The organism is Microbacterium halimionae (assembly GCF_011761265.1).
Lineage (GTDB): Bacteria > Actinomycetota > Actinomycetes > Actinomycetales > Microbacteriaceae > Microbacterium > Microbacterium halimionae.
Genome location: NZ_JAAOZB010000001.1, coordinates 849,201 through 866,880 on the forward strand (window position 1 = coordinate 849,201; position 17,680 = coordinate 866,880).

Here is a 17,680-nt window from a genome sequence, read left to right on the forward strand (position 1 = left end):
GGGCTCCGACGGCGCGGGAAAGGGAGAGATGGATGCTGACTCTCTCCGCCTGCTCGCGGCCAACCACCTCGTGGTCGAAGGCCTCGAGCTAGATCAGGTACTCCGTCATATTGTCGACGCGGCAGTGAGCCTGATCGATGCTGAGTACGGGGCACTCGGCGTGATCGCGCCAGACGGTCATTTGGAGCGGTTCATCCATGTGGGGATCTCCGACGAGGTTGCGGCGAAGATCGGCCACCTTCCAGAGGGGCGCGGCATTCTTGGTGCTGTCATCGATAGCGACGCCGCGATTCGGCTCGACGATTTGGGTGCCGACTCGCGTTCTATCGGGTTTCCCGCTCACCACCCGCCGATGGGCGCATTTCTCGGGGTGCCCATCCGCACGCGCAACGAGACGTACGGCAATCTTTACCTGACCAAACGCGCTGGCGACTCATTCACCGCAGAAGATGAAGAGCTCGTGACCGGTCTCGCCGCCACGGCCGCGATCGCGATCGACAACGCTCGCCTCTATGAAGAATCCGTCCGCGCACACCGTGTCAGCACGGCACTGAGTGAAGTGACCGCGACTCTGCTTGCTCCCGATGCGGGCGACGCGTTTGGGGTCGTCGCGGAGCGGATAGCTGCCCTGGTGGGTGCCGATCTCGTGACCATCGTTGTGCCCGGGTCAAGCGCAGCGGAGTATCGAATTGAGACAGCGCGTGGTGTTGGAGCGGCAGCGATCGAAGGCAGCATTCTGCCGGGTAATGACTGGTTGGTGGCGCGTGCTATCGCGGGCGGACAGGTCGTCTCAGCCGAGAACAGCGCCGATGCGCCGTGGCTCGGTGACCAGTTCACCGATGGTTCAACAGTCGCGGTACCGTTTGTCGTTTCGGGCTCGCCGGTAGGCGCGCTGTGCATCACTCGCGGTTCACACTCGGATGCCTTTTCGGCGATCGAACTCGCCACAATCGCCGAGTTCGCCGCCCAGGCAGGTCTTGCTGTGGCACTCGCTTGGGCACGCGCTGACCGTCAGCGTCTCGATGTGATCGCGGACCGGTCGCGAATCGCGCGAGACCTTCACGACCACGTCATTCAGCGGCTTTTTGGAACAGGGCTTGGGCTCCAGGCTCTTGCTGGTTCGGCGCCCGCCCACGCAGCCGCGCTTGATCGCCATGTGGCAGAGATAGACACGGCGATCGCTGACATTCGCACCGCGATTTTCGCTCTCCAAAATTCAGCTGCTGAGTCGGTTCGGCACCGCTTGCTTGACGTCGTCACAGAACTCACGCCGAGCCTTCGCCGCCCGCCGCGCATTAGCTTTGCGGGGCCCGTTGACCTGATTGCGAGCGGCGCTCTCGCCAACGATGTGGTCGCCGTCGTGCGCGAGGCGCTCGCCAACGTCGCGCGCCACGCTCACGCTGACACAGCAGTAGTGTTCGTTGCCGCCACAGAGAAAGAACTAACGGTCACCGTGGACGACGACGGCGTCGGAGTCGCCGCGAGCTCGGTAAGGGCAAGCGGTACAGCGAACATGGCCGCACGCGCCAGCGCCCACGGCGGCGCGTTTGTGCTCGAACCACGCGCCGGCGGCGGCACACGTGCGATCTGGCAGGTTCCGCTCGCGTCCACAGCTAAGGAGCAACGATGACCCGCGTATTCCTGGTCGATGACCACGAAATTGTGCGCCGAGGGATTGCGCAGCTGATCGATTCTGAACCGACGTTTGAGGTTGTCGGTGAGTCGGAAGCTGTGAGCGGCACCCTGGGCCGGGTGGCAGCGACGATGCCAGACATTGTCGTGTTGGATGTGCGCCTGCCCGATGGGAGCGGAATCGATCTGTGTCGCAGCATCCGATCAGCCCATCCAGACATTCGGTGTCTCATGCTGACCGCATACGACGATGACACGGCGAGCGTTGCGGCGGTTGTTGCTGGCGCCTCAGGGTATGTGCTGAAAAATATCCGCGGGCGCGGCCTTATCGAAGGCATCCATCGAGTGTCTCGCGGTGAGAACTTGATGTCTCGCGAAGTCACAGATCGAGTGCACGACTTTCTTAGTACGCACAGGCCGGAGTCGTCCGCACCGTCGGTCGAGCTGACGATGAGGGAGCGCCAGGCGCTTGAGCTGATTACGGAGGGTCTGACTAACCGGCAAATCGGTGAGCGTCTTGGTATCGCTGAAAAGACCGTCAAGAACTATGTGTCGGGGTTGCTCGCGAAGCTCGGAATGGAACGGCGCACGCAGGTTGCGGCGTACGGAGCAACCGCGATCGCGCGTGACAGGCAGGACTGAGGAGAAACGGGTAGGACCAACGGCTCTATGGGGTGCCCCGATACCCGGCCAGAGTTGAGTCATCGGCAACGCGCACGTGTGCCGATGGAAGGGCCCGAAAGTGGGTACCGTTACCGGTCGCATTCTGGCGGCAGCCCGCCGATATCCGTGGGTCACCGCGACAGTCGCTGTTGCCGTCGTGGCCGGGATCTTGGCATTCACGGATTGGGCGCCTGCGTGCCCTCGGCACCCAGAACCTCATGGTGCTGACCGGAGACGGTCAGGTGACAGCTGCAAGCGAAGCGGCCGACATCGTCATCTTGGGTGATGATGTATCTCGAGTAGCGGATGCTCTGGCTATCGGTCGCAGAACCGTCAACGTCGGGCTGCAAAGCATCTGAGTCGGCATCGCGCTGAGCCTCGCGCTCATGGTTCTCGCAGCGCTTGGCTTCATCCCGGCACTCGTCGGCGCATGGTTGCAGGAGGGCGTCGATGTTGTCGCAATTGCATGGGCGCTGCGCGCCACACGGCCTGGTTCCCCTCAGTAGCGCGCGGCTGAATCTCGCCGTGCTTCTTTGCGCCGCGACAAATACAAGGCTGATGTCGGCGCCAACAGCCGCGCCGACGACTAGCCGGTCAGGTCGGGTTCGAACACGACGCCGGGTGGTGTGTCGGTGTAACTTCGTCCGGTTGGCGAGGTCCACTCCAAAACACCGTCGCCTTTTTGTTTCACCGACCACCTGCTCGCATGTTTCAGGCTGTGATGTCGTCGGCACAGATGCGCGAGGTTGTGCTGATGCGTCGGACCCCCGAGCGCGGCATCGACTGTGTGATCAATGTCGCACCGGTGGGTGGGCATGCGGCATCCCACGAACCTGCAGTGTTGATCTCGCGCTCGAAGTTGCCGTTTGAGTTGGTCGCTGGGTCGGTATCGATCGACCGCCACCACCGTGCCCGTGACGGGCCGAGTGAACACTCGATCCCACCCCGGCGCGGTACCCGCGAGCCGTCGTGCACTCTCGGGGTCAACAAGACTCAGCCCCGACAGATCCGCCGGTGTCGATGACGTGCCCGCAAGTGTCGTAGCCGGCACTGTCACCTGCACAATCGCCCGGATCGCACCCAGCCCACCACAGTCGTCGCCCGCGAGCTGGTCGAGGCTCGGCACCGAGGTGAGCAGCATGTCGGAGAACAGGTCAGCGCGGATCTGATCCGTCGTCCGCCGATCATCCACCACAGGCTCATCCTCAGTGCGAAGCTTCGTGCCGTACTCCGACCGCTCTGTTTGGAAGTCTTTCAACGCCCGCGCCTGCTGCGTGAGTCGGTTGAAGATCCCATGGGCCTGCACCGACGGCAACACCGCGTTGAGCGTACTCATCCCATCAGCGAGGTCAAACAGGCGCACAGTCCGCGTCGCGTTCGCGTCTTCGAAGCGTTCCTGCAGCGTTCGCGGCTGTGCTTTCTCCGCCAACGCTGCAGCAAACCCCCGCAACCTGCCCGGTGTCTCAGCCTCAGCGACCCCGACCACGTCCCGGTCGTAGAGGGCCTTGGCTGCAGCATCCGTCAGGTTCACGCCCGCCCGCAAGATCTCTTGTACGTGGCGTTCCGAGACACGCCCCGCGCTCCACGACGCGAACGTCTCCGGATACGACTCGGTCACGTCGAGCGCGTCATCGACACGTATTTGCGCCGTGCGATCCGACAGTCGCAACGCAGCCCCAACTTCTGCCGCGACCGCCCGCATCGGAATCTCACGATCCCGCGAGTCACGCGATGTCATCCGCCGCATTTGCGCAAGCGCGATCCGCCCCATCTTTGCCAGAACCGCAGCGCGTGCCGCCTGCATCTGAGCGATCTGTTGATCGAAAGAAATCAACGTCACCACAGACTCAGACAGCTCGGAGGCTTCTGCTTCTTGTTGCTCGGTTTCGTTCTCTGACATGCCCCAAGTATCGAACATACCTCCGACACTGACCATGCCAAACCAGCCTAAAAAACCCGGCGTGGATAACTTTCTCAAAAAACTTTCGGGGAGAAGAAGAATGCGTGCGGGCCGCAACTCTCAGAAGTTCGACGCGTTGACCCGGCACTTGGGCGGGCGCTCTGGCACGATCTGTTCATGACAGAATCTCGGGACGCTCGCGTGCAGGCCGCGTCTGAGATGCGCGAGCCCGCCGCGCCAGACTTTCGGAGGCCCATAGCGCTCGCCGTGGGCGTTGGTGCGACCGTTGCCTTCGTCATCCTTCGCCTCGTTGTTGCGCTCGGCGACACGAAACCCCTCGACATCGATATCTGGTGGCACGACGTAATGGTCGCAACCCTCACTGACGCCGGTGTCGTCGTCGCGTTGGTGCCAGGGGTCGTCGGCGGCACCCTCGGAATGATCGTCATCGGCATCCTGGTCACGGTGCTGTTCTTAATTCGCAAACGACCATGGGATGCCGTGACCCTCGCGAGCGCGATCGTCGTCGTTGTGGCGATCGGGGCGCCGATGGCGGCAGTCATTGCTCGAGTGCGCCCAGCCGACTCGCTCGCCGAGAGCGTCGACACCTCGTTTCCCTCCGGGCACACGGCGGTTGCGACCACATTCGTGATCATCCTTTCGTTTATCTTGCGACGCAGGTACGTGTGGATGATCGGCATCGCCTGGGTCGTGCTGATGATGTGGAGCCGGACATATCTTTATGCGCATTGGCTGAGCGATGTGGTCGCCGGCATGCTGGAGGGGATCGCCGTTGCGACCCTCGTGTGGTGTGCAGTCGAGACTGTGCGCGATAATCACGCCCTCCGGGCGCAGCGCGATTCAACCGTTTAAAGAACCCGTCATTTACGGCACCGCAAAGTAAATCTCAAGCCCATCGCCGCATCTGATGCGGGTCGGTACCCTCCGAGGATGGCCAATGCAAAGGGTGCCGCGCGAGCGGCTACGGGTTCGAAAACGCTCCGAACGCTTGCTCGCGCAGGGTATGCGGTGCTCGGTGTCGTGCACATCGTCATTGGTGCGATCGCGATTTCTGTCGCGGTGGGTGCGGGCGGAGGCGAGGCCGATCAAAGTGGCGCGATGCGCCAGATTCAACAGAGTCCCGCAGGGGTTTTGCTCTTGTGGCTCATCGCGATTGGGCTGCTGGCTCTAGCTATCTGGCAGATAGTGCAAGCATTCCTCGAGCGCGACTCTGATGCAAAGAAGAAATGGGCGTCTCGCGCAAAATTTGTCGGCACAGCGGCCGCATACCTCGCTATTGCCTCCACAGCGCTGGTTTATGCGCTGGGCGGGCAGTCAGATTCGTCGCAGTCATCACAATCTCTAAGCGCGCAGCTACTCGCTGTGCCTGCGGGTGTGTTCCTTCTGGTTCTGGTTGGACTCGGTGTCGTGGCCGTCGGAATTGCGTTCATTGCGAACGGCGCGACGCGCTCGTTCAAGAAGAAGCTCGTGTTGCCCTCTGGAGCGGCCAAGCGCGGGATCGTCGCGTTCGGTGTGGCCGGATACATCGCGAAAGGCATCGCTGTGGGCGTCACCGGAATACTATTCATCGTCGCCGCCCTGACTCAGGACCCAGAAGCTGCAGGCGGGATGGATGCTGCACTCCACAGCCTCGCCGCGCTCCCGTTCGGCGCCGTCATCCTGTGGGTCGTCGGTGTTGGTCTCGCTCTCTACGGTTTGTTCTGCTTCGCGCGAGCGCGCTACGCCAAAATGTAGCGTCCTCGTCCGGTGAGAAGTCCGCCGGGGCATAAGCTCAGGCGTTATGGCAATCGGCGCAACAATCCACACGTTCACTGTGCAACTGGCGGATGTTGACCGTGGTGTCTATGACGAACTCACGCTCCGCGTGGCGCGGCATCCGTCTGAGACCGACGCGTACATGATGACCCGCGTACTCGCGTACTGCCTCGAGTTCGAAGAGGGTATCGGCTTCAGCGAGGGTGTTTCGTCGACCGAGGAGCCGGCCGTACTGGTTCGAGACCTGACGGGAGCGCTGAAGGTGTGGATCGAAGTGGGCGCCCCCGACGCTGCTCGCCTGCACTACGCCAGCAAGCTCGCGGACCGCACAGTGATTTACACGCATCGCGACCCAGCGAAAGTGGCGGCACCGTGGGCCGGAAAACGCATCCACGATGCCGACGCCATCACGCTCCGGAGCTTCGACGTGGGCTTTATCGATGCGGCTGCAGCCCTCCTTGAGCGCCGCAACACGATGACGCTCTCGATTACAGAGGCCCAGCTCTACCTCGAGCTCAATGGCACAACCCTGAGCTCCGGTCTGCACGAGCGCGGCGTCGAGTAGCCGACGCCTCAAACCCTCCGCGACTTGCCCGTTTTTGTGGGTATGTGAGCCCCACAACCCGCAAAAACAGGCAAGTCAGCGGGTGGGGGTGCGATCCAGCGCCGCGACGACGCCACTCGCTGTTTGCTCATCGAGGATGAGGTGCGTGATGATCCCAGCGTGGAGCGCCGCGATAAGGGGCTCGACCTTGTTGTCGCCGGCCACCGCGCAGACTCGCCGTGGAATCCGTTTGAGCTCTTTTGGGGTCGGACCCGTCGCGCGCTGATTGAGCGAGAGATCTTCGTACGTGCCGTCGGCACGAAGGAAGACCGTGCACACGTCGCCCACGACGCCCTCGGCATCGAGGGTCTCGATGTCTTCGGGTTCGAGGTAGCCGGCGGAGTACACATGGCTTGGCACTTCGCCGGTGAGGGCGCCGATCGAGAACAGTGCGATATCGACGCGGCGCTGCACGTCGAGCACTCGCGCCACCGATCGTTCGTGCCACATTGCTTCGCGAGTCGCGGCGTAGTCGAAAAAGGCTGGAACCGGAAAAAGATGCACTCTTGCGTCAAAAGCGCTGCCGAAACGCGAGATCAAACTTCCGATGTAGTCAACGCCGAAAGTGCGGTTGTTGGCGGCGCCGTTGAGTTGCACGATTGAGCTGCCTCGCGTCGGCTTCTTGCTGAGATGTTTCGCAATTGCAGCAAGCGTTGTGCCCCACGCGACCCCCAAGACCATGTCGGAATCGAACCAGCCGGTCACCATGCGGGCCGTTGTGATGGCGACCTGCTCAAGTCGTTCCTGCGTCGATGCTGAATCGTTCACTGGGGCCACCGAGGTTTCGACCCCGAAGCGTTGCGAAATGCGTCGCCCGACCTCGGGAGCACGCGTGGGTGCGGGGCGCAGTGTTATCTCGACGAGTCCCGTTTCACGCGCCTCTTTGAGCATGCGAGAGACAGTAGACCTCGACATATGCAGGTGGGCTGCGATTGCCTCCATCTTCATGTCCTGGAGGTAATACATCGTCGACGCCGCGAGGATCGTGTCGTCTTTATCCATCGTTTTCTTTCTGCACATACGTGCACATTCTCTGGGCGGATTGCCAGGCGGCCTGCTCATCGTAATACGCTCCTCGACGCGACTTGTCTGCGCTGATACCTCAATGAATGCCGATACCCACACAAAGGAGTAGGGATCACGTGAAAACCCCCTTACTGAGAAGAAACCCGTTCTGGCTTGCCCTCTCACTCGTACTCATGCTCGTTTCGGGATTTGTTGCTTCGGCCGTGCAGACGGATGCCGGTGGCGTCGATATCGAAGACATGCGCTGGGAGACCGCGTCTGGTCAGATGCTGCGCGCACTGCTGTTCAAGCCCGACGCCGCAACGGTTGACAACAAGGCGCCCGCCATCGTCGTGAGCCACGGCTGGTGGAACAACCGCGAAATGCAAGACGCCAACTACGTCGAGCTCGCTCGCCGCGGATACGTCGTCGTTTCAATCGACATGTATGGCCACGGCAACTCTTCGTACCTGCTGAACGAAGAGCTCACTCTCGGCGGCACCGGCATGTATGACACCGTCAAGCTGGTCGCTGACTTCCCGTACGTCGACCAGAACAAGATCGGGGTCTCGGGTCACTCCAACGGCGCACGTGCCGCGAACTTCTCGGTCGCACTCGACAACGAAGCCGACACGCAGCTGATCGACGCTGTTTTTCTCGTCGACAATGACCCGACATATACGGATGCCGATGGCGCCTATACCAACGTGTACGGCTCGCGTGACGTTGGCCTTGTTGCCGATCAATACGACGAGTTCTTCTTCCGTGGTTATGACGAGACCGGAGCGGTTGTTTCTCTCCCGCGCGACTACATCACGAGTCCCAATGCGCAGTCGTTCTTGAACTTCGGTACCGACCCCGCTGAGGGGGAGACGCGTAACGCTGACCAGTTCTACTCCGAAGATGGTGCCGTACGCATCATCTACAACCCCGCGCAAACTCACCCGTGGGGCACGATCTCTAAGGCGACAGTCGCCGACCAGCTCGAGTACTGGGATGAAGTTTTCGGCACACCGACGACGATCGCCCCAGGCTCACAGATCTGGCAGTGGAAAGAGGCGTTCACCGCGCTTGGTCTTGTGGGCTTCGGAATCTTCCTCGTCGCATTCACACGTGCCCTTCTCGGAACGCGCGCGTTTGCTGGCCTGAAGTCTGAACTGCCGAAGACGATTGCGGCGAACACCCGTAAGGGCCTCGCATGGTTCTGGGGCGGACTCGCGGCAACGGTCTTGTTCTCGGGCCTCAGCTACGTGTGGCTCAGTCAGCAGCCGATTATGCAGGGGATCGCGTACAACATCACGCCCACGATCTTCACCCAGGGGGCCGTGTTCTTCATCGCCGCATGGGCTGCGATCAACGGCATTTTCGCCGCGATCATCATGACCATCTCGTACTTTGCCTTCGGTAAGAAGAACGGGGTCAACCTGCGTGACGTTGGAGTGCTGCCCGGGTGGAAGAAGTTCTGGCACGGCATCGGGCTCGGCGCTGTGGTGGTGACGGCCGCGTTCGCGATCGTGTTCGTTATGGACTACTTCTTCAAGACGGACTTCCGGTTCTGGGTGCTCGCGGTAAAGGCGTTCGAGGCTGACAAGCTCTGGATTGCGCTGCTCTACGTGCCGTTCTTCCTCGTCTACTTCATCGCGAACTCTGTCGCAGTCAACGGCTTCAACCGGTTCACGATGCGGGGCAAAGAGTGGGTCAACACGCTGCTGCTGGCGGTTGCGAACTCGTTCGCGCCGATCGTCCTCGTGGTCGCGCAGTACACAACGTTCTTCATCAGCGGCGAGCTCATCCCGGGCTTTGGCGGAATCTTCAGCATCTGGCTGTTCCCGGTGATCGTGATTCTCGCGGCGTCGGCTGTCATCTCGCGCAAGATCTACCGCGTGACGAACAACCCCTACATCGGCGGGTTCATCAACGCAGCTGCTGTCACCATCATTTCGGTGTCGAACACGCTGACGGTGATCTACTCCTAACGGATGGTCGCCTACTCCTAGAGATAGTCGCCCACTCGTAAATACGACGATCGCCCCGGCGCGCATTCTGCGCATGCCGGGGCGATCGTCGTATTCGCGCTACAGGATGTAGAGCATTTCTTGATACGTCGGCAGGGGCCAGAGGTCATCCGCGATGACACATTCGATATCGTTGGATGCTGCTCGCACCGCCGCCATTGCGGGCAGGAGCGACTCGCGCGCGTGCTCGGCCTCGGCAAGCGTTTCGTGGCCGATCTCTTCGCCCAGTGCTTCGCTGAGAGCTGCGAGCGCTGCGCGCAGTGCTGTGAGAGGTTCGGTCACCTCATTGAGGGGCGCAAGATCAGGCTCGATTCCGGCCGCTTTCAGCGCAGCGACGTTGTGAGCAAGCTCGGTCTGGTACCGCATCGCCGCAGGAAGAATCGATGTGGCGCCCATCTCAAGCGTCAGGCGCGCCTCGACACCGATCGTGAGTGCGTACTGCTCTAGCCCGATTTCGTAGCGGCTGTGCATCTCTCGCTCGTTGAAGACCTTGTACTTCTCAAAAAGGGCCAGCGCCTCGTCCGAGATGAGTTCGGGCAGTGCGTCGAGGGTCGTGCGCAGGTTCTTGAGTCCGCGCTTTTCGGCTTCAATGGGCCATGCATCGCCATAACCGTCGCCGTTGAAGACAACAGCACCGTGCTCAGTGATGATCTGAGTGAGCAGGTTCTGCACTGCCGTGTCGAAGTCGGTGCCATTGGCAACGGCGGTTTCGAGTTCGGTTGCCGCGTAGTCGAGAGAGTCGGCCATGATCGTGTTAATTGTGACCATCGGTCCGTTCACCGTCTGCAATGAGCCAGGGGCCCGGAACTCGAACCTGTTCCCGGTGAAAGCGAACGGGCTCGTGCGGTTGCGATCGCCCGGGTCGGTCGGCAGCACCGGCAGGGTGTCGACACCGATCTGCATCGTGCCTTTGCCCTTAGATGATGTGGCGGCTCCCGCGGCGATCTGGTCGAACACATCAGCGAGCTGGTCGCCGAGGAAGATCGAGATAATCGCAGGCGGTGCCTCGTTCGCACCGAGGCGGTGATCGTTCGACGCGGACGCCACCGACGCACGAAGCAGTCCGCCGTACAAGTGCACCGACCTAATAACAGCGGCACAGAACACCAGGAACTGTGCGTTGTCGTGGGGGGTGTCTCCGGGTACGAGAAGCGAACCGAGGTCGCTGTTGCCGAGGGAGAAGTTGACGTGCTTGCCCGAACCGTTGACGCCTTCGAAGGGCTTCTCGTGGAACAGGCACTCCATGCCGTGCTTCTTGGCGATCGTTTTGAACGTCGTCATCAGCAGCTGCTGGTGGTCGGCGGCGATGTTACCGCGCTCGAACATGGGCGCAATTTCGAACTGGCCGGGAGCGACCTCGTTGTGACGCGTCTTCGCCGGAATTCCGAGTTTGAACAGCTCGCGTTCGGTGTCCATCATGAAGCCGAGTACGCGCTCAGGGATCGCACCGAAGTAGTGGTCGTCGAACTCCTGGCCCTTGGGAGGCTTCGTGCCGAACAGCGTGCGGCCCGAGTTGAGAAGGTCGGGACGCGCGAGGAAGAAGTGCCGGTCGACCAGGAAGTACTCCTGCTCCGGTCCGCAGAACGAGACGATTTTGCCCGGTTTGCTGTGGCCGAAGAGCGCGAGGATGCGTTCGGCGTGCTCGCCCATCGTCTGCTGCGATCGCAACAGCGGCGTCTTGTGATCGAGGGCTTCACCCGTCATCGAGACGAACACCGTCGGGATGCAGAGTGTGTTGCCGTTCGGGTTTTCGAGCACGTAGGCGGGGCTTGTGACGTCCCACCCGGTGTAGCCGCGCGCTTCGAACGTGTTGCGGAGTCCGCCGTTTGGAAAGCTCGAGGCATCGGGCTCACCCTGAATCAAGGTTTTGCCGGCGAATTCCGCGAGCGCTGAACCATCGCCCACGGGTTCGAAGAAGCTGTCGTGCTTCTCGGCGGTGAGGCCGGTGAGCGGGTAGAAGACGTGTGCGTAGTGCGTGGCACCGCGTTCCAGGGCCCAGTCCTTCATGGCCGAGGCGACGGCATCCGCAACAAGAGGATCGAGCACGGCACCGTGCTCGATGGTCGCCATGACCGACTTGAAAACAGGTTTCGGAAGCCGCTGGCGCATCACAATCGTGCTGAACACGTTGGATCCGAAGATCGCACCGGGTGTTTCAGACTCGTCGAAGCTCACGGCTGGCGGTACATAGGCCTCAACATCTTTGATGGCTTCGCGACGAACTGCATTTCCACTCATGTTTCCCCCAACACGGCTTATCCGCCGCCGGGTGCGGGCAGAAGCCTAGACAAGAAGATACGGATGCGGTGGGTCCGGGCTGTTTCCTAGGGGTAACGGTTGCTGCATGATGGATCTCAGCGTTACGGACGGGGGCCCGCAATGACGACGCAGCACGACTCTGCCGACGATCTCTCTGAATTCACGGAGATGATCGAGGTCGAGGCCGATTACTCAGGCCACGTTGAATCTCGGAGTATCGATCCCAAAATTCGTCGGCGCTGGCTCCGCGCATTTTTGATCGTGGGCCTTGTGATCGTGCTCGCTCTTGGATCGGTCGGGGCCTATGTAGCGTGGGCGCTCACGGCTCCCGTGCGCGCAGCTGACGTTTCGCTACGTGAGCCAGCAGTACCGACACCCGAAGCTGCGGTGATCGCTCTTCCGGCCGACGGCGCGTCGATCGTAAATGTCGTGGGCGGTGACGAATACCTCGGAGGGGATGAGGGCGGCACCTGGCTGGCTAGTGGTCCCGATGAGTCACGATCGATCGCAAGCATCAGCAAGCTGATTACCGCGCTCGTCGTGCTGGACGCGAAGCCGTTGGCGGATGCCGGTGACTCCGGCCCCACGATCACTTTCGACAAAGCAGCGCACGACCTCTACGACAAGTACTACGTGATGGGTGCGACTATCGCGCCGATGCCGACGGGCACCGCGATGTCGGAGTATGACGCGCTTGCGACCATGCTCATTCCTTCTGCAAGTAACTACGCGGAGGCGGTGTCGACCTGGGCCTTCGGTTCTCAAAACGCGTTTGTCGGTGCGGCCCGAGCATGGCTCAACGCCAATGGCCTCAACAACACAACGATCGTAGAGCCGACGGGAATCAGCCCGAACAACACGAGTACGCCCAACGACCTCATGGCGATCGCACGGCTCGTCGACGCCAACCCAGCGCTGAAAAACATCGTGGCAACCTCATCGATTTCGGTTCCGGGCGGCGGTACCGCTTTCAACACCAATAATCTGCTGGGCGTTGATGGTATCGACGGGCTCAAGACCGGGAATTTGGGCGAGGGGCAATTCAACCTGCTCTACACCGCGACGCTCTCAGTGGGGATCGAGGAACCACTCCGCATTACCGGCGTTGCGCTTGGTGGAGCAACTCACGAATCCGTGAACGCCGGTGTGCGTGCCGTGCTCGATGACATTCGCGCCGGATTCCACGATGTGCCGCTGATCGAAAGTGGCGAGGTGGTGGGTTCGTACTCGACGCCGTGGGGCTCCACTGCTCAGCTGGTGGTTGGATCTGACGCATCAATTTTCACCTGGTCGGATACTCCGATCGAGCTGACGATGGATACCTGGGACCCCACGGAGTATGTCGATGGTGAAGAGGCCGGGAGTCTGACGTGGACGGCGGGCCCCAACACGGCGACAGCGCCCCTCCAGCTCAGTGGGGAAATTGAACCACCAACTGCGTGGTGGCGCCTGACCCACCCCGATCAGCTGGGGAGCTAGTAGCGGCTCTCTCGGCAGACGTCGCATGTTGCGCTCTGTGACGCGCGACAAGACGAACTGAGCGCACGGTGGATAGCGTCTTTTCCGCGGCCACCCATGCACAGATCCAGGCGTGGTTGCGGTCTTCCACAGCGAAAGAGGCACCCATGAATGTCACGCGTACCGCCCTCATCGGGGCTACGTTCACAGCACTCCTTTTGGCGACAACGGCGTGCAGCGGCGCCAATGCCGAAACCACGGATGCCTCGGGCGCCGAGAAGACCGAGATCATCACTATCGGGTTCAACCCGGGCCCGTACCAGGAGATGTTCGAGGGCGGCATCCTGCCAATCCTCGAAGACGAGGGCTACGCCGTCGACACGCAGGACTTCACCGACGGCATTGTGATCAACGTTGCTGTTGCAAACGGCGAGATCGATGCGAACATCATGCAGCACCCGGTCTACCTCGACTTTGTGAACACGCAAGAGGGAATCGACAACGCCGCGCTCGTGCAGATTCCGACGCCGCGGATGGCCCTCTTCGGCGGCAAGTCGACGTCACTCGACGATGTGAAGGAGGGCGCCACGATTACCGTGCCGAACTCGCCGTCCAACCTCTATCGCGGCCTGCTGGTGCTGCGCGATGTTGGCTGGATCGACTTCGACGACGTGGACGACCCGAACACCGCAGATCTGTCGATCATCACCTCGAACCCGAAGAACCTCAACATCACGCCGATTGAGAACGCGCAGCAGGTGCCTGCCCTTCAAGATGTCGACTACGCGACCATCCAGGGCAACTTCATCGTGTCGGGCGGGCTCGACTACGGCGATGCGCTCGCCGTAGAGGATCAGCCCGTTGAGTTCTCGAACGTCGTTACCGTACGTGCCGGTGATCTCGAATCGGACTGGGCTCAGGCGATCAAGGATGCCTACGAGTCGCCGGAGTTCATTGAGTACATCGAGTCGAACCCGCAGTACGACGGCTACCAGTTGCCGTCCTGGTTCAATTGAGCTCGCCAACAGCGGGCGGAATCGTCTTCGAACAGGTCTCGAAGACGTTCACCGCAAGGGCTGCCGAAACGGCGGCCCTTCGCGGCGTTGATCTGACGGTTACTCCCGGCTCGATCTTCGGCGTGATCGGTTACAGCGGCGCAGGCAAGTCGACATTGATCCGACTCGTCAACGGTTTGGAAAAACCCACAAGTGGTCGTGTGCTCGTCGACGGTGTCGACGTCGGGGCTTTGAGCGGACGCACGCTCCGTGAGGCACAGAAACGCACCGGCATGATTTTTCAGCAGTTCAACCTGCTCGACACCGTGAGCGTGCGTGACAACGTGGCCCTTCCGCTGCGTCTTGACGGTGCGAACGCCACCCGTGCTCGGGCTCGCGCCAACGCGGTACTTGATTTCGTGGGGCTCGGCGAGAAGGCGGATAAGCACGCGGGCGAACTCTCTGGGGGCCAGAAGCAGCGCGTCGGCATCGCGCGTGCCCTCGTCCGCAATCCGAGAATTCTGCTCTCCGACGAAGCCACGAGTGCACTCGATCCCACAACGACAACGCAGATCATCGACCTCCTCAGAAGCGTGAACCGCGAATATGGCACGACGATCCTTGTTGTCACACACGAGCTCGATGTGATCAAAGACCTCGCTCATGACGTCGCGGTGATGGCCGCCGGCGAAGTCGTTGAACAGGGCACAGTGCTGGAGACGTTTCTCCACCCGCGCGCGCAGATCACGCGGGACTTCGTCTCGACAGTGATTCCGCAGGGCGTACCGGAGCGTGTCGTCGCGCACCTCGGTGGCGAGGGACTCTGGCGCCTGCGTCTCGTTGATGACGAGGTCACGCAGCCACTCATTTCGGACCTCATCACCGACATCGGTGTTTCGGTCAACGTCTTGCATGCCGACATGACCGAGATTCAAGAGCACACTGTCGGGCACATGATCATGAAGGTCGGCGGGCCACCCGAGCGGGTGGCTGCCGCGCGGGAGTTTCTCGCCGCGCGCGTCGTGCAGCTTGACGAGGTCGTCGCATGAACGATGGCAAATGGACTCTCATCACGCCCGAGATCTTCTTCAAAGCTCTTGGCGAGACCCTGCAGATGCTGGGCGTCTCGCTCGTGCTGGGTTCGCTCCTTGGCATCCTGATCGGTGCAGTTCTTGCACTCACACGGCCCGGCGGCGTGCTGCCGAATCGTGCCGTCAGTATCGTTCTCGGCACGCTCGTCAATCTTGTGCGCTCGCTCCCGTTCATCATCCTGCTCGTCGCCATCCTGCCGTTCACGCGGGTGCTCGTCGGCACGAGTATCGGCGTGTGGGCCGCGATCGTGCCACTGACGGTGATGATCGCGCCCTACATTGGACGCCTCGTTGAGAACTCCCTTCTCGAAGTTCCGCAGGGCGTCATCGAGGCCGCACGGTCGATGGGTGCCTCTCCCATGCAGATCTTCTGGCGATTCTTGCTCCCCGAAGCGCGAGCATCTTTGATTCTTGCCGTCACAATCGCGACCGTGGGGCTCGTTGACGCGACTGCTATGGCAGGAACTGTCGGTGCCGGTGGCATCGGTGACCTGGCGCTTTCTTACGGATATCAGCGCTACGACGGCTTCGCGATGGTCATCACCTGTGTGACGCTGATTATTTTGGTGCAGGGTGTTCAGATGATCGGTACATCGATAGCCCGCCGGTATCGGAGGCGTTGAGTCGTGGTGACCTTCGACGTTTCGGCCCGAGTGCGTGAGCTCCCGGCGAACTTTTGGGGCGCCATGGATCTGCAGATCGCGGCGCTCGCACAGGCTCCTGGCCCCGGGGTGATCGATGTTTCCAAGGGAAACCCTGACCTTCCGACCCCCGAGCACATCGTCGCTGCGATGCAGCGCGCCGTTGCGGAGCCGCTGAACCACCGCTATCCGTCGTATGCGGGGCGCAAAAGACTGCGCGACGCTGTGGCGTTCAGGTACCGCGAAGACCACGGCGTCGCCGTTGACCCTGATGCCGAGGTCGCGATATTCCATGGCGCACATGAAGCGATCATCGCCGCAGTCGGCGCGCTCGCCGACCCGCACACAACTGTCGTCGTTCCCGACCCCGGGTACCCCATTTATCGTTCGGCGGTAACCCTCGCGAATGCGGATGCCGTCACCCTGCCGCTGCGTGAACCTCACTTTCAGCCCGACTTCGACTCGCTGCGCGCAATCGAGGCGGCTCGAGTTCTGTTTCTGAACTACCCGAACAACCCCACTGGGGTGCTCGGGTCGCGCGCCACGTTCGACGATGCGCTTGTCTTTTCGCACCGCACGGGTGCTGCCTTCGTGCACGACTTCGCCTACTCGTCGCTCGGGTTTGATGGACAAAAGCCGCTATCTGCGCTCACGGTCGACACGAAGCTCGATGTGACTGTGGAACTGCAGACGTTATCGAAGACGTACAGCATGGCGGGTTGGCGGGTGGGATTCGCTGCGGGAAACGCATCGATCATCAGTGCGATGAAGCGGTACCAAGCGCACGCGTTCAGCACGATGTTCGGTGCGACCCAAGACGCAGCCGCCGCAGCGCTTGAAGGAGACCAATCGGGCGTTGCCCACCTCGTGGGTGTTTACGAGCGACGCCGAGACCTTGTTATCGCAGGGCTCCAAAGGCTCGGGTGGGATGTAGCGGCGCCCGCGGGTACGTTCTTCGTGTGGGTGCGGCTTCCTGGCGCTCAAGATGCAGTGCAGTTTGCGCAGCGGCTTCGTGATGAACAGCGCGTCGCGGTGGCGCCGGGCGACGGCTTCGGCGAGAGCGGCCGTGGATACATCCGCATCGGGCTTGTCGATGATGAAGCGACGCTTACAGAATTGATCGAACGCCTTGCTGCGTTCACGAGGAGGAACTAATGGCAGAAATCGAAAGCTTCACCCTCGACCACACCGCGGTTATTGCACCGTATGTGCGGCGCATTGGAGTGGAACACGGGCCGGGTGGCGGCACGATCACGAACTTCGACGTGCGTCTCGTGCAACCCAACAAGGGAGAGATCCCCACGGCCGGGCTTCACACGATCGAGCACATGCTCGCGGGGCTCCTCCGTGATCACGTCGACGGCGTCATCGACATTTCGCCCTTCGGGTGCCGTACCGGCTTTCACCTTCTCATGTGGGGCGAGCCCGAGATTCCAGCGGTCGTTGCTGGTCTCACGGAGAGCCTGCGGTTCATCGCAGAAGAAGCTGTTGAGGCCGACATCCCCGGTGTTTCAGAGATCGAGTGCGGCAACTATCGCGATCATTCGCTGCATTCGGCCCGGGAGTGGGCCAAGGTCGTGCTCGATCAGGGAATCAGTCACGACGCATTTTCGCGCGTCGGTGTATGAGTTAATTCGGCTC

16 protein-coding genes are annotated in these 17,680 nt (G+C 61.5%); 13 read left to right on the plus strand and 3 right to left on the minus strand.

The genetic code is table 11. The features are described 5' to 3' along the window. The first annotated feature begins 28 nt into the window (after positions 1-28). From FHS06_RS04015 to FHS06_RS14295, 3 genes are all read left to right on the plus strand, one after another. Positions 29-1,630, plus strand: coding sequence for a sensor histidine kinase (locus FHS06_RS04015; protein WP_167045745.1), 1,602 nt, complete (start codon positions 29-31; stop codon positions 1,628-1,630). After that, a complete protein-coding gene (locus FHS06_RS04020; protein WP_167045748.1) occupies positions 1,627-2,274 on the plus strand; it encodes a response regulator in 648 nt (215 codons plus the stop codon). The genes FHS06_RS04015 and FHS06_RS04020 overlap by 4 nt, the downstream gene beginning before the upstream one ends. Before the next feature lie 239 nt (positions 2,275-2,513). Then, a complete protein-coding gene (locus tag FHS06_RS14295) occupies positions 2,514-2,654 on the plus strand; it encodes a hypothetical protein (protein ID WP_182486537.1) in 141 nt (46 codons plus the stop codon). Positions 2,655-2,881: 227 nt separating this feature from the next. On the opposite strand, the gene FHS06_RS04030 is transcribed toward FHS06_RS14295, so the two are convergent. Next, positions 2,882-4,195 carry an HNH endonuclease signature motif containing protein gene (locus tag FHS06_RS04030; RefSeq protein WP_167045751.1) on the minus strand — a complete coding sequence of 438 codons (1,314 nt, stop codon included), beginning with the start codon at positions 4,193-4,195 and terminating at the stop codon, positions 2,882-2,884. A 177-nt stretch (positions 4,196-4,372) separates the two neighbouring features. On the opposite strand from FHS06_RS04030, the gene FHS06_RS04035 reads away from it, so the two are divergent. The 3 genes from FHS06_RS04035 (at position 4,373) to FHS06_RS04045 (ending at position 6,536) form a co-directional block, all read left to right on the plus strand. Next, positions 4,373-5,068, plus strand: coding sequence for a phosphatase PAP2 family protein (locus FHS06_RS04035; RefSeq protein ID WP_167045754.1), 696 nt, complete (start codon positions 4,373-4,375; stop codon positions 5,066-5,068). Between the two features lie 78 nt (positions 5,069-5,146). Beyond that, positions 5,147-5,950, plus strand: a complete 804-nt coding sequence (locus FHS06_RS04040) for a DUF1206 domain-containing protein (RefSeq protein ID WP_167045757.1) — start codon at positions 5,147-5,149, stop codon at positions 5,948-5,950. A gap of 46 nt (positions 5,951-5,996) precedes the next feature. Then, the gene (locus FHS06_RS04045) at positions 5,997-6,536 is read left to right on the plus strand and encodes a YaeQ family protein (protein WP_167045760.1); all 540 of its coding nucleotides are present in this window, start codon (positions 5,997-5,999) and stop codon (positions 6,534-6,536) included. 75 nt (positions 6,537-6,611) lie between these two features. Here FHS06_RS04045 and FHS06_RS04050 read toward each other — a convergent pair whose 3' ends face one another. Further along, positions 6,612-7,577, minus strand: coding sequence for a sugar-binding transcriptional regulator (locus tag FHS06_RS04050; protein ID WP_167045763.1), 966 nt, complete (start codon positions 7,575-7,577; stop codon positions 6,612-6,614). 140 nt (positions 7,578-7,717) lie between these two features. Between FHS06_RS04050 and FHS06_RS04055 the strand changes: the two genes are divergently transcribed. After that, positions 7,718-9,556, plus strand: a complete 1,839-nt coding sequence (locus tag FHS06_RS04055; RefSeq protein ID WP_310734883.1) for an alpha/beta hydrolase family protein — start codon at positions 7,718-7,720, stop codon at positions 9,554-9,556. 99 nt (positions 9,557-9,655) lie between these two features. Here FHS06_RS04055 and FHS06_RS04060 read toward each other — a convergent pair whose 3' ends face one another. Next, positions 9,656-11,833, minus strand: coding sequence for a glutamine synthetase III family protein (locus FHS06_RS04060; protein ID WP_167045770.1), 2,178 nt, complete (start codon positions 11,831-11,833; stop codon positions 9,656-9,658). Positions 11,834-11,974: 141 nt separating this feature from the next. On the opposite strand from FHS06_RS04060, the gene FHS06_RS04065 reads away from it, so the two are divergent. The 6 genes from FHS06_RS04065 to FHS06_RS04090 all read left to right on the plus strand — a co-directional run bounded on the left by FHS06_RS04065 (position 11,975) and on the right by FHS06_RS04090 (position 17,667). Next, positions 11,975-13,333, plus strand: coding sequence for a D-alanyl-D-alanine carboxypeptidase family protein (locus FHS06_RS04065; RefSeq protein WP_167045773.1), 1,359 nt, complete (start codon positions 11,975-11,977; stop codon positions 13,331-13,333). Between the two features lie 146 nt (positions 13,334-13,479). Then, the gene (locus FHS06_RS04070) at positions 13,480-14,328 is read left to right on the plus strand and encodes a MetQ/NlpA family ABC transporter substrate-binding protein (RefSeq protein WP_167045776.1); all 849 of its coding nucleotides are present in this window, start codon (positions 13,480-13,482) and stop codon (positions 14,326-14,328) included. Continuing rightward, entirely contained in the window at positions 14,325-15,356 is a 1,032-nt protein-coding gene (locus FHS06_RS04075) for a methionine ABC transporter ATP-binding protein (RefSeq protein WP_167045780.1), read from the plus strand. The genes FHS06_RS04070 and FHS06_RS04075 overlap by 4 nt, the downstream gene beginning before the upstream one ends. Continuing rightward, complete coding sequence (locus FHS06_RS04080; RefSeq protein WP_167045783.1) at positions 15,353-16,021, plus strand: methionine ABC transporter permease; 669 nt, start codon at positions 15,353-15,355, stop codon at positions 16,019-16,021. Before FHS06_RS04075 ends, FHS06_RS04080 begins: the two co-directional genes overlap by 4 nt. A 3-nt stretch (positions 16,022-16,024) precedes the next feature. Further along, complete coding sequence (locus tag FHS06_RS04085; protein WP_167045786.1) at positions 16,025-17,194, plus strand: aminotransferase class I/II-fold pyridoxal phosphate-dependent enzyme; 1,170 nt, start codon at positions 16,025-16,027, stop codon at positions 17,192-17,194. Continuing rightward, positions 17,194-17,667, plus strand: coding sequence for an S-ribosylhomocysteine lyase (locus FHS06_RS04090; protein ID WP_167045789.1), 474 nt, complete (start codon positions 17,194-17,196; stop codon positions 17,665-17,667). The genes FHS06_RS04085 and FHS06_RS04090 overlap by 1 nt, the downstream gene beginning before the upstream one ends. Positions 17,668-17,680 lie beyond the last annotated feature (13 nt).

What these genes read in the sequence shown, in the direction of transcription:
- FHS06_RS04015 (WP_167045745.1), top strand. Translation starts at nt 29, where the DNA reads ATGGATGCTGACTCTCTCCGCCTGCTCGCGGCCAACCACCTCGTGGTC.
- FHS06_RS04020 (WP_167045748.1), top strand. Translation starts at nt 1,627, where the DNA reads ATGACCCGCGTATTCCTGGTCGATGACCACGAAATTGTGCGCCGAGGG.
- FHS06_RS14295 (WP_182486537.1), top strand. Translation starts at nt 2,514, where the DNA reads ATGGTGCTGACCGGAGACGGTCAGGTGACAGCTGCAAGCGAAGCGGCC.
- FHS06_RS04030 (WP_167045751.1), bottom strand. Translation starts at nt 4,195, where the DNA reads ATGTCAGAGAACGAAACCGAGCAACAAGAAGCAGAAGCCTCCGAGCTG.
- FHS06_RS04035 (WP_167045754.1), top strand. Translation starts at nt 4,373, where the DNA reads ATGACAGAATCTCGGGACGCTCGCGTGCAGGCCGCGTCTGAGATGCGC.
- FHS06_RS04040 (WP_167045757.1), top strand. Translation starts at nt 5,147, where the DNA reads ATGGCCAATGCAAAGGGTGCCGCGCGAGCGGCTACGGGTTCGAAAACG.
- FHS06_RS04045 (WP_167045760.1), top strand. Translation starts at nt 5,997, where the DNA reads ATGGCAATCGGCGCAACAATCCACACGTTCACTGTGCAACTGGCGGAT.
- FHS06_RS04050 (WP_167045763.1), bottom strand. Translation starts at nt 7,577, where the DNA reads ATGGATAAAGACGACACGATCCTCGCGGCGTCGACGATGTATTACCTC.
- FHS06_RS04060 (WP_167045770.1), bottom strand. Translation starts at nt 11,833, where the DNA reads ATGAGTGGAAATGCAGTTCGTCGCGAAGCCATCAAAGATGTTGAGGCC.
- FHS06_RS04065 (WP_167045773.1), top strand. Translation starts at nt 11,975, where the DNA reads ATGACGACGCAGCACGACTCTGCCGACGATCTCTCTGAATTCACGGAG.
- FHS06_RS04070 (WP_167045776.1), top strand. Translation starts at nt 13,480, where the DNA reads ATGAATGTCACGCGTACCGCCCTCATCGGGGCTACGTTCACAGCACTC.
- FHS06_RS04080 (WP_167045783.1), top strand. Translation starts at nt 15,353, where the DNA reads ATGAACGATGGCAAATGGACTCTCATCACGCCCGAGATCTTCTTCAAA.
- FHS06_RS04090 (WP_167045789.1), top strand. Translation starts at nt 17,194, where the DNA reads ATGGCAGAAATCGAAAGCTTCACCCTCGACCACACCGCGGTTATTGCA.